Annotated in this window: 16 protein-coding genes; 4 read left to right on the forward strand and 12 right to left on the reverse strand. The window is 70.2% G+C overall.

Features of this window, described 5'->3' with window-relative positions; genetic code table 11:
• Positions 1–25: 25 nt before the first annotated feature.
• The 4 genes from LZ017_RS14610 to LZ017_RS14625 are packed head-to-tail and all read right to left on the reverse strand — an operon-like array spanning position 26 to position 4,975.
• Positions 26–1,249, reverse strand: coding sequence for a pyridoxal phosphate-dependent aminotransferase (locus LZ017_RS14610; RefSeq protein WP_241397611.1), 1,224 nt, complete (start codon positions 1,247–1,249; stop codon positions 26–28).
• A complete protein-coding gene (locus LZ017_RS14615) occupies positions 1,246–2,901 on the reverse strand; it encodes an iron ABC transporter permease (RefSeq protein ID WP_241397612.1) in 1,656 nt (551 codons plus the stop codon). Before LZ017_RS14615 ends, LZ017_RS14610 begins: the two co-directional genes overlap by 4 nt.
• Positions 2,901–3,962 (reverse strand): ABC transporter ATP-binding protein, encoded by a 1,062-nt coding sequence (locus tag LZ017_RS14620; protein WP_241397613.1) that lies wholly within the window; start codon positions 3,960–3,962, stop codon positions 2,901–2,903. Before LZ017_RS14620 ends, LZ017_RS14615 begins: the two co-directional genes overlap by 1 nt.
• 29 nt (positions 3,963–3,991) lie before the next feature.
• Positions 3,992–4,975: an ABC transporter substrate-binding protein gene (locus tag LZ017_RS14625; protein ID WP_241397614.1), complete on the reverse strand. Its 984-nt coding sequence runs from the start codon at positions 4,973–4,975 to the stop codon at positions 3,992–3,994.
• A gap of 108 nt (positions 4,976–5,083) precedes the next feature.
• On the opposite strand from LZ017_RS14625, the gene LZ017_RS14630 reads away from it, so the two are divergent.
• Positions 5,084–5,977, forward strand: coding sequence for a LysR family transcriptional regulator (locus LZ017_RS14630; RefSeq protein ID WP_241397615.1), 894 nt, complete (start codon positions 5,084–5,086; stop codon positions 5,975–5,977).
• Here LZ017_RS14630 and LZ017_RS14635 read toward each other — a convergent pair.
• Together LZ017_RS14635 and LZ017_RS14640 are read right to left on the reverse strand one after the other, a co-directional pair.
• Positions 5,961–6,740 carry a ferritin-like domain-containing protein gene (locus LZ017_RS14635; protein ID WP_241397616.1) on the reverse strand — a complete coding sequence of 260 codons (780 nt, stop codon included), beginning with the start codon at positions 6,738–6,740 and terminating at the stop codon, positions 5,961–5,963. The genes LZ017_RS14630 and LZ017_RS14635 overlap by 17 nt on opposite strands.
• Before the next feature lie 21 nt (positions 6,741–6,761).
• Entirely contained in the window at positions 6,762–7,922 is a 1,161-nt protein-coding gene (locus LZ017_RS14640) for a hypothetical protein (RefSeq protein ID WP_241397617.1), read from the reverse strand.
• A gap of 303 nt (positions 7,923–8,225) precedes the next feature.
• On the opposite strand from LZ017_RS14640, the gene LZ017_RS14645 reads away from it, so the two are divergent.
• On the forward strand, positions 8,226–8,435 hold the full coding sequence (locus tag LZ017_RS14645; protein ID WP_241397618.1) for a hypothetical protein: 210 nt from the start codon (positions 8,226–8,228) through the stop codon (positions 8,433–8,435).
• A gap of 309 nt (positions 8,436–8,744) precedes the next feature.
• Here the strand turns inward: LZ017_RS14645 and LZ017_RS14650 are convergent, their stop codons facing one another.
• From LZ017_RS14650 to LZ017_RS14665, 4 genes are all read right to left on the reverse strand, one after another.
• On the reverse strand, positions 8,745–9,242 hold the full coding sequence (locus tag LZ017_RS14650) for a lipocalin family protein (protein WP_241397619.1): 498 nt from the start codon (positions 9,240–9,242) through the stop codon (positions 8,745–8,747).
• Positions 9,243–9,554: 312 nt separating this feature from the next.
• Complete coding sequence (locus LZ017_RS14655) at positions 9,555–11,177, reverse strand: ABC-F family ATP-binding cassette domain-containing protein (RefSeq protein WP_241397620.1); 1,623 nt, start codon at positions 11,175–11,177, stop codon at positions 9,555–9,557.
• A 179-nt stretch (positions 11,178–11,356) separates the two neighbouring features.
• Positions 11,357–14,317 carry an adenosylcobalamin-dependent ribonucleoside-diphosphate reductase gene (locus tag LZ017_RS14660; protein ID WP_241397621.1) on the reverse strand — a complete coding sequence of 987 codons (2,961 nt, stop codon included), beginning with the start codon at positions 14,315–14,317 and terminating at the stop codon, positions 11,357–11,359.
• 250 nt (positions 14,318–14,567) lie between these two features.
• Positions 14,568–15,173: a DUF1134 domain-containing protein gene (locus LZ017_RS14665; protein ID WP_241397622.1), complete on the reverse strand. Its 606-nt coding sequence runs from the start codon at positions 15,171–15,173 to the stop codon at positions 14,568–14,570.
• A 349-nt stretch (positions 15,174–15,522) separates the two neighbouring features.
• Between LZ017_RS14665 and LZ017_RS14670 the strand changes: the two genes are divergently transcribed.
• A complete protein-coding gene (locus tag LZ017_RS14670) occupies positions 15,523–15,906 on the forward strand; it encodes a hypothetical protein (protein WP_241397623.1) in 384 nt (127 codons plus the stop codon).
• Between the two features lie 10 nt (positions 15,907–15,916).
• On the forward strand, positions 15,917–16,276 hold the full coding sequence (locus tag LZ017_RS14675; RefSeq protein WP_241397624.1) for a PilZ domain-containing protein: 360 nt from the start codon (positions 15,917–15,919) through the stop codon (positions 16,274–16,276).
• A gap of 28 nt (positions 16,277–16,304) precedes the next feature.
• On the opposite strand, the gene LZ017_RS14680 is transcribed toward LZ017_RS14675, so the two are convergent.
• Both LZ017_RS14680 and LZ017_RS14685 read right to left on the reverse strand, forming a co-directional pair.
• The gene (locus LZ017_RS14680) at positions 16,305–17,153 is read right to left on the reverse strand and encodes an alpha/beta fold hydrolase (protein WP_241397625.1); all 849 of its coding nucleotides are present in this window, start codon (positions 17,151–17,153) and stop codon (positions 16,305–16,307) included.
• 60 nt (positions 17,154–17,213) lie between these two features.
• Complete coding sequence (locus tag LZ017_RS14685) at positions 17,214–18,470, reverse strand: serine hydrolase (protein ID WP_241397626.1); 1,257 nt, start codon at positions 18,468–18,470, stop codon at positions 17,214–17,216.
• Between the last annotated feature and the right edge of the window lie 181 nt (positions 18,471–18,651).

An 18,651-nucleotide genomic window follows, 5' to 3' on the forward strand; every position in this document is an offset into this window, starting at 1 on the left:
GTCGGGCGCGGCTCGCGTGGAGCCTTCAGCGCAGCTGCGCGCAGGCCTGGGCAATGCGCCGCAGCGCTTCGTCCAGCGACTCATCCGACGCCGCGTAAGACAGGCGCAGATGGCCGGGCAGTTCGAACGCCGACCCCGGCACCAGGGCCACGCCGGCCTCGCGCAGCAAGTACAGCGCCAGGTCGGCGTCGGTGGCAAGCAGGCGGCCGGCCCCGTCGCGGCGCCCCAGCAGACCCTGACAGCCCGGGAAGGCGTAGAAGGCGCCGGGCGGCAGGTCGCAGCGCAGGCCCTCGATCCGGTTCAACCCCTCGACCACCCGGTCGCGGCGGCGGCGGAAGGCGGTGACGAAGCCGGGTAGGAAGTCCATCGGACCGTCCAGCGCGGCGATCGCGGCGGCCTGGCTGATCGAGCAGGCATGCGAGGTCGACTGCGACTGCACCAGATTCATCGCCTGGATCAGCGCCAGCGGCCCGGCGCCGAACCCAATGCGCCAGCCCGTCATCGCATAGGCCTTGGACACGCCGTTGATCGTCAGGGTGCGCGCGGCGATCTCCGGCGCCAAGGCGGCCGGCGTGGCGAAGGGCGCGTCGTCGTAGCGGATCTTCTCGTAGACATCGTCGGCCATCACCCAGACCTGAGGATGGCGTAGCAGCACCTCGGCCAGCGCGGCCAGCTCACGCGCCGAGTACACCGCGCCACTGGGATTGGCGGGCGAGTTGAGCATCAGCCACTTGGTGCGCGGCGTGATGGCCTCGTCCAGCTGCTGCGGCGTGAGCTTGAATCCGGCCGCCGCGCCGCAGCGCAGCAGCACGGGCGTGCCACCCGCCAGGCGCACCATCTCGGGATAAGACACCCAGGCGGGCACCGGCAGCACCACCTCGTCGCCCACGTTCAGCGTGGCCTGCAGCGCGTTGTAGAGGATTTGCTTGGCCCCGCCGCCGACCTGGATCTGATCGGGACTGAAGCGCAGGCCGTTGTCGCGCTCGAACTTGCGCGCGACGGCCTCGCGCAGCGCCAGCGTCCCGGCCACCTCGGTGTAGCGCGATTCGTGGCGGTCGATCGCCGCCTTCGCGGCCTGGCGGATGTGCGCCGGCGTCTCGAAGTCGGGCTCGCCCTGGCTCAGCGCGACGATGCTGCGCCCCTCGCGCTGCAGCTGGTTGGCCAGCCGCGTCATCTCCTTGGTCGCCGAGGGCCTGGCCCCCAGCACGCGCTCGGCGAAGAACGGATGCATACCCTGGTGTTCACTCATTCGACAGTCCCTACCCTCAACTTGAAAATCCATCGGGCGATCAGCAGCGGCACGAAGATGGTCGCCAGCAGCACCAGGCTGTAGGCGCAGGCCAGCGCCAGGCGGCCGCTGTCGATCTGCTGGAAGATTTCGATCGGCATGGTGTTCATGCCGCCGAAATACAGCACCACGGTGGCCGACAGCTCCGACAGCGTGGTGACCCACATCAGCACGCCGGCCGCCAGCACCGACGGCGCGATCACCGGCAGCACCACCTTGAAGAAGCTGCGCAGCGGCGCCACGCCCAGGCTCACCGAGGCCTCCTCGATGGCGTCCTTCAAGTTGTGCAAGGGCCCGGCGGCGGCCCGCACGCTGGCGGGCATGCGCCGCAGCACGTAGGCCAGGGCCATCACCGTCCAGCTGCCGGTCAGCACCAGCCAGCCGCTGTTGAACGCATTGACCAGCGCGATGCCCAGCACGGTGCCGGCAATGGTCAGCGGCAGCATCACCGCCAGATCCAGCGCCTGCGTCAGCAGCGAGGGCTTCTTGACGATCAGGTAGGCCAGCGCGACCGAGAACAGCAGCCCCACCGCCGTCGCGACGGAGGCGAGGAAGAGCGAGTTGTACAGCGGCTCCGGCGCGCGGACCAGCGCGACCTGCAGATGGGCCCAGGTGAAGTCGCCATAGCGCAGCACCGGCCCGACGGAGGGCGTGAACGCGGTGACCAGCACCACCAGCGCCGGCAGCAGCGACAGCGCGACGACGCCCAGCACCGCGCCACTGGCCAGCGCGGCCGGCGCGCCGCGTATGGGCACGGGCGCGGGGCTGCGCCCCGCCTCCATCTGGAAGCGCCGCCCTTGCACGCAGCGCTTCTGCAGCAGCAGCAGCGCCACCCCCAGCAGCACGAGCAGCGAGGCCATGGTGGTCTGCATCTGCGGGTTGCCGCCCATCTCGCTGACGAATTCGTTGTAGGCCTTGACCGCCAGCACCGGCGTGCGCGCCCCCAGCACCGCGGGCACGCCGAAGCTGCCGATCACATGGGTGAAGACCATCAGCGCGCCCGCCAGCAGCGAGGGCAGCAACAGCGGCAGCGTGACGCCCAGCAGCACCCGGCCCGGCGGCCGGCCCAGGCCAAGCGCCGCCTCCTCCAGATGGCGGTCCATGGACTTCAGCCCGGCCAGCACCGCAACGAAGGCATACACATAGTTGTTCAGCGTCATCACGAAGATGAGCCCCCACCACGAGTAGAGCGAGGGCAGCTCGACGCCCAGCGGCGCCAGCCACAGGTTCACCAGCCCCTGTTTGCCCAGCACGAGAAGCCAGGCGGCGGCCACCACCACGTCGGGGATCACCAGCGTGAGCAGCGGCAGCAGGGCCACCAGCCCGGCGCCTGGAAAGCGGAAGCGGGCCACGACCAGCGCCAGGCCGCCGCCCAGCAGCATGGCGCTCAGCGTGACCGCGGCACCCAGCCACAGCGTGTTGAACAGCACCGCGCGGTAGCTGGCGTCGCCGAAGAAGCGGCGGTAGCCGTCCAGGCCCAGGCTCCCGTCGGCATTGACGAAGGACTTGCCCAGCATGCCGGCCAGCGGCCAGACCAGGAAAATGCCCAGCAGTCCCAAAGCCACCAGGCCCAGCACCTGCCAGGCAGGATCGTGTCGCAGGGCCGCCCGCATCACGAGGCCCGCACGATGCGCGCCGGGCCGCGCGGCGCCAACACCACCGCGTCGCCGCGGGCCGGCGACGGCGCCCCCGCCTCGCTGCGCAGGTCCACGCGGATCAGGCCCGCGGCCGTCGCGACGAAGTAGCCGGTGACGCTGCCACGGAATTCGACGCGCTGCACCACGCCGCAGATCCGCCCCTCGCCGGCCTCGTCCGCGGGCGCGAACGCCAGCTCCTCGCTGCGCAGCGCCAGCAGCGCGCCCGGCGCGAGCGGAGCCTCACCGCGGGCCAGCAGCACGCCGGCCGGCGTCCGCACGCGGCACAGGCCGGCGTCGCTGGACAGCAGCGCGTCGATGCGAATGAGGTTGGCACTGCCGACGAAGTCCGCGGCAAAGGCGGTCGCGGGGCGGGCATAGACCTCCTGCGGCGTGCCCACCTGGACGATGCGGCCGCGGTCCATCACCGCGATCTGGTCGGACATGACCAGGGCCTCCTCCTGGTCGTGCGTGACGAACACCGTGGTGAGGCCCGCCTCCTTCTGCAGGTCGCGGATCAGGCCGCGCAGCTCGACGCGAAGCTTGACGTCCAGCGCCGACAAGGGTTCGTCCAACAGCAGCAGCCGGGGCTGGATGACCAGCGCGCGCGCCATCGCCACGCGCTGGCGCTGCCCGCCCGACAGCTCGGCCGGCGCGCGACCCGCCAGCGCCTGCAGGCCCACATGGTCCAGCATCGCCAGCGCCTGGGTCCGCGCCGCGGCGCGCGCCACGCCGCGCGCCTCCAGCCCGTAGGCGACGTTGGCCACGATGGAGCGGTCCGGGAAGAGCGCGTAATCCTGGAAGACCATCCCCACGCCGCGCCGGTGCGCGGGCACCGCCGTCACGTCCTCCGCGCCGAAGCAGATGCGGCCGGCCGTCGGCCGCACGAAGCCGGCCAGCATGCGCAGCAGCGTGGTCTTGCCGCAGCCCGACGGGCCCAGCAGGGTGAAGAAGCTGCCGCTGGGAATGCTCAGGTCCAGCTGCTCGAACAAGGCCTGCCCGCCATAACTCTGCACGATGGATTCGAACGACACCTGCATCTGCGCGCTCCGCGACACCCGGCCCGCGCTCAGCGGCCGCCCAGCAGCTGGCGCCACTGGGCGAGGAAGGCGGCGCGCTCCGCACCCATCCGCGCCTCGTCCAGCGCCACCACCTTGATCGCCGACAGCGACGGCAGATCGGCCAGCCGCGCGGCGTCGATGTCGCCGCGCAGCGGGCGCCGGTAGGCGCTCTTGAAGATCTCGATCTGCGTCTTGCGCGCGGCCAGGAACTCGTAGAGCCGGCGCGCTTCCTGCGGATGTTTGCCGCCCTTGATCAGCGCCATGCCCTCCGGAGACAGGAAGGTGCCCTCGGCGGGATAGACCAGGCGGATTTCCTTCAGCCCGCCGGCCACGTATTCGTAGGCGGCGTACTCCATCGTCACCGCGACGGCGAACTCGCCCTTGGCCACGCCTTCGTAGGCGGCCGAGGTGCTGCCCACGATCACCGCATTGCGCGCCACCTTGGCCAGCATCTCGCTGCCCAGCAGCTTTTGCAGCCCATACAGCGCCGCATAGGAAGCACTGCCCCGCTCGGGGTCGGGGATCACGATCTTGCCCTTCCACTTGGGGTCGGCGAGGTCCGCCCAGCCCTTGGGTGGCTGGCCGCCGGGCGTCTGGCGCAGATTGGCCATCAGCACCGCCACATGGGTGTTCGTGCCCAGCCACAGCCCGCTCGGCTCGCGGTAGGCCGCGGGCACCGCCGCGGCCTGCGGCGAGCGGTAGGGCTCGAGGAACTCGCGGAACTCGCCCAGCGTCGCCAGTCCGCCGGACCAGAAGAGATCACCCAGCGGATTGGCCGCCTCGGCCTTGATGCGCTGCATCAGCGCGCCGGTGCCGGCGCGGACCACGGAGACCTTGATGTCAGGGTTCTCCTTGCTGAATTGGTCGATCACGCGGTTCACCGTCTCGACATTGTTCGACGAGTACAGGACCAGCTCGCCGGCCTGCGCAGCGCGGCCGGCGGCTGCGGCGAGAATGAGTAAAGCACATATCTTCACCAGATTGCGGGACATAGAATCGCACCTCGTCGAATCAGCAAACCCAACGAGTTTTCATGCTATCCAGCGACTGGTTGTGCTTGATTGTGGATTCATGACAGTATTCCGGAGCCCACCAAACCCATGAGTTCAACTCATAGCACCCCGGCCGGCATGCCGCTGGTCGCCCTGCGCGCCTTCGTCGCGGCGGGTCGGCAGGGGAATTTCACGCGAGCCGCGGAGGCCCTGGGCGTGACCCAGGGCGCCGTCAGCCGCCACGTCGCGGCGCTGGAGGCCTTTGCCAACACCCGACTCTTCGTCCGCCGCGGCTCGTCCATCGAGTTCACGCCGTCCGGCCTGCAGCTCTTCGAGGCGGTCAAGGACGCGATGGCCACGCTGGAGCTGACCATGCAGCTGTTGGCCCAGCGCGGACACACGCATGACCGGCTGAAGGTGCGCACCTCCATGCCCAGCTTCGCGATGACGGTGGTGGTGCCCGCGCTGGGCGGCTATACGGCGCGCCATGGGGTCCAGATCGACCTGATCACCTCGCTGTCGGCGCCCCAGCCCGCGGACGACTTCGACGTGCTCATCAGCCGGGACCTCAGCCTGCCCGGCGCCGAGAGCTGGGAGCTGACCCGCGAGGAACTGATCTGCGTGGCCACACCGGCGCTGCTGGCCCAGCACGGCGCCCGCGCGAAGAGCCAGTGGCCCATGGTGGCGGCCCGCTCGCGGCCGGACGCGATGGCCACCTGGGCCGTCGCCGCCGACATGGCACCCGACAGCCTGCACGTGGTCGCCACCTACGACCATCTTTTCCTTGCGGTGACCGCCGCCATCGCGGGCACCGGCTTCCTGGTCGTCCCGCGGCTGGTGGTGCGCGACCAGTTGCGCGACGGCAGCCTGGTGCCGGCCAGCGAACTGTGCGTCGACTCCGGTGCCCGCTACGTGGCCTATGTGAACACCCACAGCGCCCATGCACAGAGCGCGCGCGAGTTCTGCCGCTGGCTCAAGGGCATGCTCAGGGAGCGCACGTAGCGCCGGCGTCGGCCAGCGTCAGCCGCGCCACCAGCGCCTGGAGCGTCTGCAGGTGCTCGGCCTCCTGCTGCACGGCGATGGCGAAGCGATCGGCGATCGCGTCATGGCCCGCGGCCCGCGCCAGCTGGACGAGCAGCTCCCAGCCCGCGTTGTCGAGCAGCTCGGCGTCCAGCACCACATGCAGCGCCTGCAGCACGGAGCTGCGCGGATCGTTGAGCGCCTGCACCAGGCCCTGGCTTTCCACGCCTACCAGGTCGGCGCAGGGGGTCTGCGCCGTCGGGTCGCCGCCCAGCGACTCGATGGCCTGGACCACCAGGGCGAAGTGCTGGGCCTCCTCGTCGCGAAAGCGCCGGATCGCCGCGACGTCCTCGGCCGACAGATCGCCGCCATCGGCCTGGCACTTCGCCAGCAAGCCGTCATACAGCCGCACGCCACCGCGCTCAAAGGCCAGGCGTTCGCCCAGCTTGTCCATCAGCACCTGCGGACGGCGGCCGGTCAACAAGTCGGCCCCCGTGTGAGCCAGGCCCGACAGGGTCCCGGGCAGAGGCACCGAGCCCAGCTTGTCGGCCTCGCGGGCATAGCGACGGCGCAGCTGGGCGTCGGCGAGGCCCGCGCGGGACTCGGCGGCCAGCGCCCCCGCGTCGATCGCGTTCGGCGCGATCGCATCGGCGATGGCATTGGCGCCCGACAGCATCTCGGCCGTATGCACCGGCGACATCTGGATGCCGGTCCGGTTGTGGCCCAGTTCGGTTCTTGCTTCCATGGTGATTCCTTTCGATGCTGCTCAAGCGGCGCGCTTGAGTTCGGTGCCGGGGCGCCAGCGGTAGCCGTCGGCGACCTGCTCGGTGGGCGAGCCCTCGGCGTTGAGTTGCTCGCGATAGTCGATGGATCGCCTTGGCTCCTGCGCCTTGTCGACGAAGCGGCTGCCGTCGGCACGCAGATCGACCTCGTCGGCCAGCACCTGGCGCACGAACTCGCGCTGCGATTCGATGGGGATGGGGTCGGGCAGTTCGTCGGGCAGGATCTCGGCCACGTCGCGGCCGTCCAGACGCTGGAAATGCTCGATGGCCAGGTGCAGCTGGCCCAGCTCGTAATCGAGGAAGCGCTCCCACAGCGCCCTTAGGCGCGGGTTGCTTTCCTGCTGCGCGCAGCCGTGATAGTTGTAGACCTCGGCGGCCTCGTGCAGCACCCATTTCTCCAGCCAGGTCTCATCGGGATCCATCAGGCATTCGTACTGCGTTGTGTGCTGCTCCTCGATGGAGGCGATCTCGGCATAGAGCAGCCGCGCCATCGGGTCGCTGAACAGCGGGCCGACGTTCATGTAGTAGTTGTGGGTCTGCTGCTCGGCCGCCATGATGGTCAGCGCATGCAGCTTGGACAGTGGCTGCGCGGCGCGGCGGTCATAGGACTGACGCAGGTCGTCCAGCGGGTCGCGATGCTCCACCACGGTGGGACGGCCCGGCAGGATGTCGGTGTAGCTCTGCAGGATGTTGTTGGCGTCCTTGCCCTCCAGCCGGTCCAGCAGCGCCGAGTAGCGGTACATGTGATCGAAGTCCTCCAGCAGGCCGAAGCGATAGACCTGGGCTAGGCCGGCATCGGGCTCGCGCAAGGCGACGCCGGCCGTCACGTCGATGGCCACCTGCTCGTAGGCGATGGTGGTCTCCAGCGGCGAGTGGTCCGCGCCGATCAGCCAGTTCACCGTCGTCGCCTGGTGCTGCTCGACGCGGCGCAGCTGCGCCAGCACCGGCTGCAAGTCCAGGTTCATGCGTGCGCAGGCATGCGAGAAGTTCAGCGCCTCCAGCTCCAGACCATTCAGCAAGATGATGTGGACACGCGAGTAGGCGTCGTCGTCGAGCTTGCTGATCGGCTTCTGGACCATGTCGCGCCAGGTGAAGCGCTGGCGGTCCAGCGCCACGCCTCGGTTGTCTCGGATGTTGAGTCCCATGGGCCTGCTCCTTGATGTGAAGGGCGGAATGCCGCCCGGCGCCCGGCTCAGGCAACGGGCGTTCCGGACCGTCGAGGGACAGGTACCGGGCCGCTCCCCCCACGCATTGCCGCGGATCGTTCACACCCGGCGTGCCCGGCGGCCACTTCAAATTCGTCGAAGCAGCAAGCCTTGCGGCAAGCGCGCGGCAGCGGACATCGGCCGATGGACCGCCCCCGAGCGACCGCTGACGCGGGCCTCGATGGCACCGGATTTGCCTTGACCGGTCGTCGGCAGGTGCCGATCAATTCTTAGGAGTTCACCATGACCCAGCAAAACCGCAACGAAGGCCAACGCAACGAGCAACAGGCCCAGGAAGAAACCCAGCGCAACCAGCAAGGCGGCCAGCGCGAGGAAGCTTCGAATCGCAACGAAGGCGCGAACCGAAACGAGGGCGGCCAGCGCAACGAGGGTGGTCAGCGCAACGAGCGCAACGAGGGCACCAACCGCGAGGAAGGCGGCCAGCGTCGTTGATCATGGATCAATGACCCACGGCCCGGCCTCAAGCCGGGCCGTTTCTTTGCCGGCCGCAGAACAGAGTCGCCGCACCGGCGCGGCCGTGGACGCTGCGAAGCGCAGGCTGAAGTCATGGCCTCGCGACAACGGGGTGACTCGGAGCTTGCGGCTCAACAGCCTGGAGGTCTACACCCTGCAAGGCTATGGCGCCATCCAGATGGGTCGGCATGTCTTTGCGCTGCTGGGCTTCGATCATCGGCCGGCAGAGAAGCCTTGCGGCCCCGGTGGCCGGAGCGTCAGCCACGGCCATCGGCATGGGGGGACCGCTCATTCACTCTGACCCGATGCCGCGTCCGGACTCGCCGGGGCCCCGTCGAGCGGGGTCAGCGGCTGTGTCTGCGGCGTGCGGCGGAAGGCCTGCGCGTCGAAGCCCAGCGACTGAGCTTTCTGCAGCAAGGCCTGCAGCCGCGGTTCGGGAAGATCGGGCCGGCGCGCCAGCACCCAGGCGTAGCGACGGTCCGGCGCTCCAACCAACACCTCGCTGTAGGCGGGGTCCAGCGCCAGGATCCAGTAGTCGCCATAGAACGGCCAAAAGAAGCTCACGCGCAGCTTGGCATTGCCGCTGCCGGGCACCACCTTGGCGCGACCCCGGGCCTGATCGACACGGCCATCGGCGATGCGGCAGCGGTTGGTGACCCGGACCACGCCGTCGTCCTGACGGTAGTGCGCCTGGGTGTCGGCGACGCACTGCTTCTGGAAGCGATTCGGCAACGAGGCGATCTCATACCAGGTGCCGGCATAGCGCCCCAGATCGACGGACGCCACCGTGGGCAAGTCCGGCGCTTCGACGGCCGCGGCGGGCAGACCGGCGAGCGCGCAGCAGCCCGTCACCACCAGCCGGGCACAGGCCCGATGGGGGCGCCGCAGGAGGCGGCCAAGGGCGGAGCCCGGGAGGAAGGCGGCGCGGCGATCAGACATGGTGAGACGGATGGGGAATGCGGCATAACACACGGCCGACGGCACCGCGGCAAGCCCCGCGCCCGACCGGCCTACGCATGCTTGTACGCCGGAGAACCGCGCTTGGATCACTGACGGCGGGGAACGCCACCGTTTCCGCGATGCGTCCGGGCCTGCCCGTCACCGGCTGTGCCAGGCCTGCAGCGCCCAGCCCTGCTCGGAGGCGACCAGGGCGTCGGTGAGGGCCAGCCGGTGCAGAAAGCTCTCGTCGTGCGACACGACGACCAGGGTGCCGCGGTAGTGGCACAGCAGGGTCTCCAGCGCCTCCAGCGAGGGCAGGTCCAGGTGGTTGCTGGGCTCGTCGAGCAGGAGCAGCTGGGGCGGCACCTGCGCATAGAGCACGCAGGCCAGCGCGGCCTTGAGGCGCTCGCCGCCGCTCAGCGCTCCGGCGGGCACCATGGCCTTGCGCGCATCCAGGCCCAGCTGCGCGAGCCGCATGCGCAGCTCGCCGTCGCTGGCCGTGCGATGGACCGCCCGCAATTGTTCGAACGCGGACGAGGTGGCGGACAGCTGCGTCAGCTGCTGGTCCAGATAGACCCGCGCCGGCGTGATCCGGCAGGTCCCGGCCAGCGGCGCCATCCGGCCCGCCAGCAGCTGGAGCAAGGTGGACTTGCCGCAGCCATTGGGCCCGAGCACGCCCACGCGCTGCGCGCCGCCCAGGCTGAGGCTGATGTGTCGGGTGGGCGCCGCCACCCAGGGCAGTGCCACCGCGTCCAGCTCCACACAGCGATGGGGCATGGCCGCTGGCGGCGGCAGCGCATGCAGCACGATGGGCATGGCGTCTTCCACCTGCTGGGCCGCGTCGCGCACGCGCTGGGCATGCTGCTGCTGCAGCTGGGCCTGCACCAGGCGCAGCCGGCCGGCCGAGGCTTCGCTGCGCTCCTTCTGGCGGCCCAAAAGGATCTTGGCCTGGTTGGCCTGCTTGCCCTGCCGATCGCCGCGCGCCTGCCTGCGCGAGCAGCGCTCGCGCTGCTCGCGCAGCGCGTCTTCGTGCTGCCGCCGTTCGAGCTTGCACTGCTGCAGCTGCGCCTGCGCGCTCTGCTGGGCCTGGGCCTTGCTATGCGCATAGAACGAGTAGTTGCCGCCATAGCTGCGCAAACCCTGAGGCGACAGCTCCACGATGCGCTCCAGGCCCTGCAGCAGATCGCGGTCGTGGCTGACCACCAGCAGGCCGCGTGGCCAGGCGCGCAGCAGATCGACCAGAGCCCGCCGGCCGGGCCGGTCCAGATGGTTGCTCGGCTCGTCCAGGATCAGAAAGCCGGCCTCCGACAGCAGCGCGCCGACCAGCGCGACCCGCATGGCTTCACCGCCGCTGAGCCGCTGCGCCGGCGTGTCCGGCGCCAAATGCGCCAGCCCCTGGTCCTGCAGCGCATGCTCAAGCCGCTGCCGGATGTCCCAACGCTCCCCCACCGCCTCGAAATCGGCCACGGCCGCACTGCCGCCCTCGATGCGCGCCAGCGCCTCGATCGTGGGCTGAACGCCGGCCAGCGCTGCCACCGTGGCACCGGGCCGGGGCCCGGCCTGCTGCGCGAGGTAGTGGACCCGCCCGGAACGCAGGCAGCGTCCGCTGGAGGGCTGCAGCTGGCCGGCCAGAATGCGCGACAGCACGGATTTGCCCACGCCATTGCGCCCGACCAGGCCGGTGCGGCGCAGGTCAAAGCTCTCGTTCAGCGAGGAGAACAGCGTCCTGCCGTCCGGCAGAACATAGGACACGCCATCCAGCGTGAGAAAGGCATTCGCCATGCGTGATTCCAAAGATGCCAAGAGCCCCCCAAAAGCCGTTTGGGGGTACTGCAGACGGCCGTCATTGCGACGGCGGCATCAATGGCGCATGGGACGACACCTCGGATCAGCGATTCAATGGCACCGGATTATAGGAAGCCGGCGGCGTGATGGCCCCGGCGCTGGCCGGGACCTCTTGCTCAACCGCACTGCCCCACAAACCCGCAGCTGGTGCAGAACTCGCAGCCGTCCTTGTGGATCAGCGTGGCGTTGCCGCACTCGGGGCACGGCTTGCCGCCTTGGGGCTGGAGCTGGTTGACGCGCGCGGCGCCGGCGTCGCGGCCCTGGGTGGGCGACTGCAGCAGGCCCATGTCGACCAGCGGGTAGCCCTGCTCGTCCAGCACGCCCAGCATCGCGTAGCGGTGGATGATCAGGCGCGCCACATAGGCCACGGTGGAGGGCCAGATCTGCTGGCGGCGTTCGCCGGTCAGACTGGGCACCGGGGCCATGAAGTGGCCCAGCGGTTCGCCGACGTTGAGCAGCTTGCGCAGCTTCATGCCGATCCAGCCCGGATCGAGCACGCGCATGTCCAGCGACAGCAGGCGCGCCAACCCGTCCAGCGCCTTGGGATAGTTGCCCGAGAAGCCCATCGCGCAGGGCCGCGTGACCCGGCCTTCGCCGCCCGGCATGGGCAGGCTGACCTCCTTGAGCGTCAGCGTGAATTGCTCGCCGCTGGCCGGGTTGTCCACGTCCACCGCCCAGGCCAGCGTGCCCTGGGTGCCGGTGCGCGGTTCTTCGAGCGCGAAGACGGCATCCAGCACCGGCGTCGCGCCGCCCTCCTGCAACGCGCCCAGCTGTTCGCAGCGCCAGCGGATCGCGGCCGCCGTGGCGGCCACCACGCCGGGGAAGAGGCGCGGCTCGCCGTTGGGCGGCATGGGCATCTCGAAGCTGCGCTCCTCGGCCACGGTGGCCAGCGCGTCCAGCTTGAGCTTGAGCCAGGCGGCATCGTTGCTGCGCATGTCCAGCGACAGGGTCTTGGCCAGCGCCGACAGGCCGCGCGGCTGCTCCGCGCCGTTGACCCACACCTCGAACGGCAAGGTGCGGCCGAACAGCCCGGCGTCGGGGCCCTCGGCCGGCAGTTCGCCCACGAAGAGCGCGAAGTCGCCATGCGGGTAGCGGATCATGGTGCTCCAGGCCGGGTTGCCCGCGGGCAGCTCGGGCCGGCTGGGCCAGCGCAGCGAGGCCAGCACCGGCTTGGGCAGGCGGTCCAGGCGCAGGCGTTCGTTGCCGCCCTGGCCACCAGACTGCTCGGCCTTCAGCGGCTGGGGCTGGACCTCGGGCGCGACCGACAGCACCGAACCCAACACGCTGTTGGGCCGGTAGGTGGCCAGGCCCTTGAGCCCGCTCTTCCAGGCCAGCAGGTAGAGGTCCTGGAAGTCGTCATAGGGATAGTCCGCCGGCACGTTGACGGTCTTGGAGATGGAGGTATCGACGCAGGGCGCCACCGCCGCCACCATGGCCTCGTGGTCGGCCGCCTGCAGCTCCAGCGCGGTGACGAAGGCCTCGGTCAGCGGCGCGTCGGGGCCGAACATGTGGCGGTACAAGCGCCAGGCGTGGTCCTCGACCGCGTACTCCTTGGTGCTGCCATCGGCCATGCGCTTCTTGCGCGTGTAGCTCCACGAGAAGGCCGGCTCGATGCCGTTGCTGGCGTTGTCGGCGAAGGCCAGGCTGATGGTGCCGGTGGGCGCGATGGACAGCAGATGCGAGTTGCGCAGGCCCTGGCCGCGGATCTTGTCCTTCAGCCAGGCCGGCAGGCGCGACGCGAAATTGCCGCCGGACAGATAGAGGTCGGCGTTGAACAGCGGGAAGGCGCCGCGCTCCAGCGCCAGGTCGCTGCTCGCCTCGTAGGCGGCGTCGCGCATGATCTCGCTGATGCGCCGCGCCATCTGGCGCGCCGCCTCGCTGTCGTAGCGCAGGTTCAGCATCACCAGGGTGTCGCCCAGGCCGGTGAAGCCCAGCCCCACGCGGCGCTTGTTGGCCGCTTCCTGGGCCTGCGCGGGCAGGGGCCAGGGGGTGATCTCCAGCACGTTGTCCAGCATGCGCACCGCGGTCTTGCAGACCTCGGCGAAACCCTGCTCGTCGAAGCTGGCGCGCGCCACGAAGGGGTCGCGCACGAACAGGCTCAGGTTGATCGAGCCCAGGCAGCAGCAGCCATAGGGCGGCAGCGGCTGTTCGGCGCAGGGGTTGGTCGCCGAGATGGTCTCGCAGTAGTGCAGGTTGTTGTCGTTGTTGATGCGGTCCAGGAAGAGCACGCCGGGCTCGGCGTGGTCGTAGGTGGAGCGCATGATCTGGTCCCACAGGCTGCGCGCGCGCAGGCGGCGATAGACCCACAGCCCGTCGCCGCGCTGGTAGGCCCCGGCGGCGCGCAGCTTGGTGCCCGGTTCGGCCTTGTGCACCAGCTCGATCTGCGCGTCGTCCTCGACGGCCTGCATGAAGGCGTCGGTCACGCCCACCGAGATGTTGAAGTTGCTCAGGTCGCCCTGGTCCTTGGCGTGGATGAACTCCTCGATGTCCGGATGGTCGCAACGCAGCACGCCCATCTGCGCGCCGCGCCGGCTGCCGGCGGATTCGACGGTCTCGCAGCTGCGGTCGAACACGCGCATGTAGCTGACCGGGCCGGAGGCATGGGACTGGGTGGAGCCCACCCACGCGCCTTTGGGCCGGATGCGCGAGAAGTCGTAGCCCACGCCGCCGCCGCGGCGCATGGTTTCGGCGGCCTCGGTCAGCGCGGTGTAGATGCCGGGGACGCCGTCCTCCGGCGTGGCGATGGAATCGCCAACCGGCTGCACGAAGCAGTTGATCAGCGTGGCGTGCAACTCGGTGCCCGCCGCCGACGCGATGCGCCCGGCCGGCACGAAGCCGCGCTCCTGCGCTTCGAGGAAGCGCTGGGCCCAGTGCTCGCGGGCCTCCGGCGATTCGGCCTCGGCCAGCGCGCGGGCGATGCGGCCGCGGACCTGCTGCAGGGTCTGCTCGTTGCCCTTGGCGTACTTCTCCAGCAGCACCTCGGCGCTGATGTCCTGCGCCGGCAGGGTCTCGGCGCTGTTGTGCAGCGCGACCGGGCCGGACGCGGGGGAATGATCGGTGGACGAGGCGGGGGTCATGCGTTTCTCCGGAACAAATGCGAGGCGCGAAGATCCACCCGGACCTTCGCGCCACAAAGCCTGCGGCCATGTTATCGCCCGGGTTTTACCGCCGACTTGAGCGGCCGCAGAGCCCACGGCCGGCGCGCGGTCCGCTTCGCTCTTGTGAGCGCACACTTGCCAGCGGCACCGCGCCTTTCTTTGCCCAGGGTCAGTCCTGGGACATTCCCTAGTTGCGCCCCGCCCCTCCAGGCGAGGGCGGGACCGGGCCTCAGAACGGGTTCAGCGACTTCTCGCGCCGGTAGTGCAGATAGCCCACGCTGGCCCCGGCACGCAGGCCCACGCCCAGGCGGATGGGCGCCAGCGTGATGCCCTTCAGACGCTGGTAGTTGATGCCCGCGCCGCCCACGTAGTACAGGCTGCCGTCCACGCCCGGGAAGCGCTGGTAGATGGCCGAGGCCTTGGGCAGGTGGTAGACCAGCGTGAAGACCTTGGACGCATTGGCGCCGGCGTCGAAGCCGATCGACGGGCCGGCCCAGTAGACCGGCGCGGTGACGCCGCTCTTCATGATCAGCTGCCCGTCACCGTAGCGCAGCCCCACGGTGAGCGCGGCGCCGGCCTCCTCGCCCTTGATGTAGGCATTGGGCCGGCCCTGCTCCTTGAAGGCCTTCTCGATCACCTTGGCCAGACCCTCGGTGGTCTGGCCGAAGAAATCGGTGGCGGCCTTCAGGATGGAATCCTGGTCATAGGTGCTGTCGTCCTGGCTCTCGGCGGCCAGCGCCGGCAGGCCTGGGAGCAGCAAGCCCGCCGCCGTCATCCGGCCGAGTCGGCCCAGGTAGTCGCGGCGCTGCAGATCGTCGGGAGAAATCTCAGGCATGGTCGGCTCCTTGTGGTGTTGTCGGAAACCCATAGGCTAGCGCGCCTGCGGCCGTCATGGTGCAAACGATGTACCGGGCTGTACGCGAACGCGGCCCGGCGGCGCTTCCCCTGCCCACGGGCCCTGCGCCATCGCCCGCAGCGCCCCGCGACCGGCTATGCTTCGGCTTCCGGACACAAGAAGCAACAAGACGCACCCAGGACGGAACGGCGCACGAGGTTCCGATGGAGGGGGCGGCCGCGCGGCGGCCGGTGCGCACCAGGGCCTGCGCGCTTGCGGGCGACAACAAGGAGATCCGACGGTGAGCGGTGATTTGTCCAGGCTGGCGCGAGGCCTCGAGTACATCGACATGGCTGCGGCGCTGTATCTGGCGGGCGGTGCCGACCACTCGGCCCTGCTGCTGGCGACCGCGGGCGAACGCCTGCTGGGCGAGGTGGCGCGCCTCGCGCAATCGGCGGCCGACGAGGAACTCGAAGCCATGATGGCCAACCTGCCCCACTATGAACCCGCCCCGGTGGAGGTGGCCGGGCATGCGCGCAACCGCCAGCTGCAGTCGGCGATGAGCCTGTCCGGCAGCAGTGCGCCCGACACCACCGCGGTGCGCCAGAACACCGCCGCGCTGCTGCGCGCCGCCTGGTACACGCTCGAAAGCACCGGGCTCGAATCCCTGGGCCCGCCGCGGCTGCAGGACGCCATCGAGCGCAGCACCATCTACGCCGACCTGACCGGTTGAGGAGCCGCCCATGAGCGCCGAACGTCGCCACTTCGCCCGTGTCGCCTTCAACACGCCGGCGACGCTGACCACCACCGACGACCGCATCCAGGTCCATGTGCTGGACCTGTCGCTGAAGGGCGCGCTGCTGCAGCTGCCGGCGGCCGACCAGGTGCAAGGCGGCCAGCCCTGCCTGCTGGAGGTGCGCCTGGCCGAGGGCGTGCGGGTCACGATGGCGGCGGAGATCGCCTTCGCGCAAGACCACCGTGCCGGTGTGCTGTGTCGTGCGATCGACATCGAAAGCGTCACCCACCTGCGCCGGCTGATCGAGGTGAACCTCGGCGAACAGGGGCTGCTGGAGCGCGAACTGAAGGCCCTGGTCTCGGCCTGATCGCGCGCCGGCCGGCTGGCGCGCTTGCTCAGCGCAGGATGAAGTCGCGCAGCAGCGCCAGCCCTTCGACCGGACGGTCGCGCCACACGCCATGCCCGGCACCGGGCAGCACCGTCAGGTGGCGCCAGGGCTCGGGAATGGCCGCGGCGATCTCGCGCGCGTCGTCCACCGGGCAGACCGGATCCTCCTCGCCGGCCAGCACCAGCACCGGGCATTGCGCCCGCGCCAGCCCGGGCAGCAGCTGCAGGTCTTGCTTCTCGTGGGCGACGAAATGCAGCAGGATGTCTTCACGCAGCAGGGTGCGCTCGCCGGCCTGCGGGTCCTGCGGCGGCCGCGTGTTGTAGAGGTGGCGGCACTGCACCCAGTAGCGCGCCCAGGTCTGCGCGGAGGGACGCGCCCAGAAGTCCTCGGCCGCCGCGCGCGCATCCGGGCCGCCCAGGCGCTCGAACATCGCCAGCTTGCGCGACAGCCCCATGTGGTGCGAGGTGCTGGACAACACCACCTTGGCCGCATGCGCGGGATGGCGCGCGATATAGCGTTGCGCGACGAAGCCGCCGAAGCTCTGGCCCAGCACGATGGGCTTGACGATGCCCAGTGCGTCGCACAGCCGCACGATGTCGTCGGCCCAGGTGTCCAGGGTCCACTCGGCGCTGGGGCGCTCGTCGCTGCGGCCGTGGCCGCGATGGTCGTAGTAGACGACCTGCGCGATGTCGGCGAAGCGGCCGAACAGCGGCTTGAAGGCGCTGTGGTCGAAGCCCGGCCCGCCATGCATGCAGATCAGCGTGGGCTTTTCGCGCATGCGCGGCCCGTCGGGCACCAGGCCCGGCCCCTCGACGTCGACGAACAGCCGCACGCCTTTTTCGATCTCGATCCGCATCGCCGCCCTCTCCTGCACGCAAAGACGGCCAGTATGCCGGCTGCCGCGCGGCTCGCGGCGCTACCAGTGTCCGCCGTGCCGCTCCAGCACGGCGCGCCACAGCGCCAGCGCGTCGTCGGACAGCGTCGTCTGGCCCCATTGCGGCAGGCGATCCACCGCGGTCTGCACCATCACCAGACGCAGCTGCGGGTCGACAAAGATGAGCTGACCGAACACGCCCAGCAGCGCGAAGCGGCGCGTCGCGCCGGGGAAGATCCAGAAGTGGTAGCCATAGCCCCAGAAGGGGTGGGCACGCCCGGGCTGAAAGGGTGCCGGATGGTGCTGCCAGCGCGTCGCCGCGTTGACGTAGAGCTCCGGCAGCACCGCCTCGCCGGTGTCGGGCCGGCGGCCGTCGTGGGCCAGCAGCAGGCCCAGCCGGCCATAGTCGCGCAGCGTGGCGCTGAAGCTGCCGCCGCCCAACTCCAGTCCCTCGCGGTCGGTGAGCCAGCTGGCCTCGTCCTCGGCCCCCATGGGCTGCCACAGATGCAGGGCCAGGTAGTGCGCCAGGCCCTGGCCGGTCGCGCCCTGCAGCACGGCAGCCAGCACGCTGGTCTCGGCGCTGGCGTACTGGAAGCGCTCGCCCTGCGCCACATCGCGCGGCCCCAGCTCCTTCAAGGCCGCCACCTGGCCGACGGCCCGCACCCGCGCCGCGAAGCGCGCCAGGTCGTCATGGCCGTCATAGCGTTCGCGAAAGCCCAGGCCGGAGGCCATGCGCAGCAGGTTGCGCAGCCGGGTCTGGCCGTAGACGCTGTCCGCCAGCGCCGGCACATAGCGCTGCGCCTCGTCATCCAGCGAGGCGATGCGCCCCTCGAACAGCGCCAGGCCCACGGCCAGCGATACCAGCGACTTGGCCATGGAATGGGCGACGAAGCGGTGCTCCGGGCCGCGCTGGTACTGGTAGCGCTCGAGCAGGATCTCGCGGTCCTTCAGGATCAGCAAGCCGGTGACGCGCTGGCGCTCGAGATAGGCATCGACATCCAGCGCCTGCCCCTGGGCCGAGGTCCAGCGATAGTCCGGCGGCTGCGGCGCGCGCTGCAGCGCCAGCACACGCCGGCCCGGCCTCAGCCAGCGCACCTGCCCGCCCAGGATGCCGGAGATCCCGTCCAGATGGCTGAACGAGCCCACCCGAACCCGTTCGTCGACGAACCAATTTGCGGCCGTGCCCACCGGGTAGCCCTGGTCGCGGCCCAGGCGCTCCTCGTCCGGCGCCGCATCGGCACCGGTCGACAGGGCCAGCGCCAGGCACAGGCCCAGCGCGCAGGACAGCAAAGCGTTCACGGGACCCCTGGCATGAAAAGGAGGCGGGAGCATGCCTCAGCGCCGTGACGAGAGCAAGAACCCGGCGCCCCGCACGGTCCCGGTGCGAATGCGCGCGCGTCGAACGCCGTGTGCGATTCGCTGACACCAAACTTGCGCTGAAGCAAGACCGCGCCCCCGCCCACGGCCGACGATGCGAAAT

Origin of the sequence: Pelomonas sp. CA6 (assembly GCF_022549225.1) — a bacterium.
Taxonomy (GTDB): domain Bacteria; phylum Pseudomonadota; class Gammaproteobacteria; order Burkholderiales; family Burkholderiaceae_C; genus Roseateles.

What these genes read in the sequence shown, in the direction of transcription:
- LZ017_RS14680 (WP_241397625.1), bottom strand. Translation starts at nt 17,153, where the DNA reads ATGCGGATCGAGATCGAAAAAGGCGTGCGGCTGTTCGTCGACGTCGAG.
- LZ017_RS14665 (WP_241397622.1), bottom strand. Translation starts at nt 15,173, where the DNA reads ATGCCTGAGATTTCTCCCGACGATCTGCAGCGCCGCGACTACCTGGGC.
- LZ017_RS14625 (WP_241397614.1), bottom strand. Translation starts at nt 4,975, where the DNA reads ATGTCCCGCAATCTGGTGAAGATATGTGCTTTACTCATTCTCGCCGCA.
- LZ017_RS14615 (WP_241397612.1), bottom strand. Translation starts at nt 2,901, where the DNA reads ATGCGGGCGGCCCTGCGACACGATCCTGCCTGGCAGGTGCTGGGCCTG.
- LZ017_RS14610 (WP_241397611.1), bottom strand. Translation starts at nt 1,249, where the DNA reads ATGAGTGAACACCAGGGTATGCATCCGTTCTTCGCCGAGCGCGTGCTG.
- LZ017_RS14655 (WP_241397620.1), bottom strand. Translation starts at nt 11,177, where the DNA reads ATGGCGAATGCCTTTCTCACGCTGGATGGCGTGTCCTATGTTCTGCCG.
- LZ017_RS14630 (WP_241397615.1), top strand. Translation starts at nt 5,084, where the DNA reads ATGAGTTCAACTCATAGCACCCCGGCCGGCATGCCGCTGGTCGCCCTG.
- LZ017_RS14635 (WP_241397616.1), bottom strand. Translation starts at nt 6,740, where the DNA reads ATGGAAGCAAGAACCGAACTGGGCCACAACCGGACCGGCATCCAGATG.
- LZ017_RS14670 (WP_241397623.1), top strand. Translation starts at nt 15,523, where the DNA reads ATGGCTGCGGCGCTGTATCTGGCGGGCGGTGCCGACCACTCGGCCCTG.
- LZ017_RS14660 (WP_241397621.1), bottom strand. Translation starts at nt 14,317, where the DNA reads ATGACCCCCGCCTCGTCCACCGATCATTCCCCCGCGTCCGGCCCGGTC.
- LZ017_RS14645 (WP_241397618.1), top strand. Translation starts at nt 8,226, where the DNA reads ATGACCCAGCAAAACCGCAACGAAGGCCAACGCAACGAGCAACAGGCC.
- LZ017_RS14620 (WP_241397613.1), bottom strand. Translation starts at nt 3,962, where the DNA reads ATGCAGGTGTCGTTCGAATCCATCGTGCAGAGTTATGGCGGGCAGGCC.
- LZ017_RS14640 (WP_241397617.1), bottom strand. Translation starts at nt 7,922, where the DNA reads ATGGGACTCAACATCCGAGACAACCGAGGCGTGGCGCTGGACCGCCAG.
- LZ017_RS14675 (WP_241397624.1), top strand. Translation starts at nt 15,917, where the DNA reads ATGAGCGCCGAACGTCGCCACTTCGCCCGTGTCGCCTTCAACACGCCG.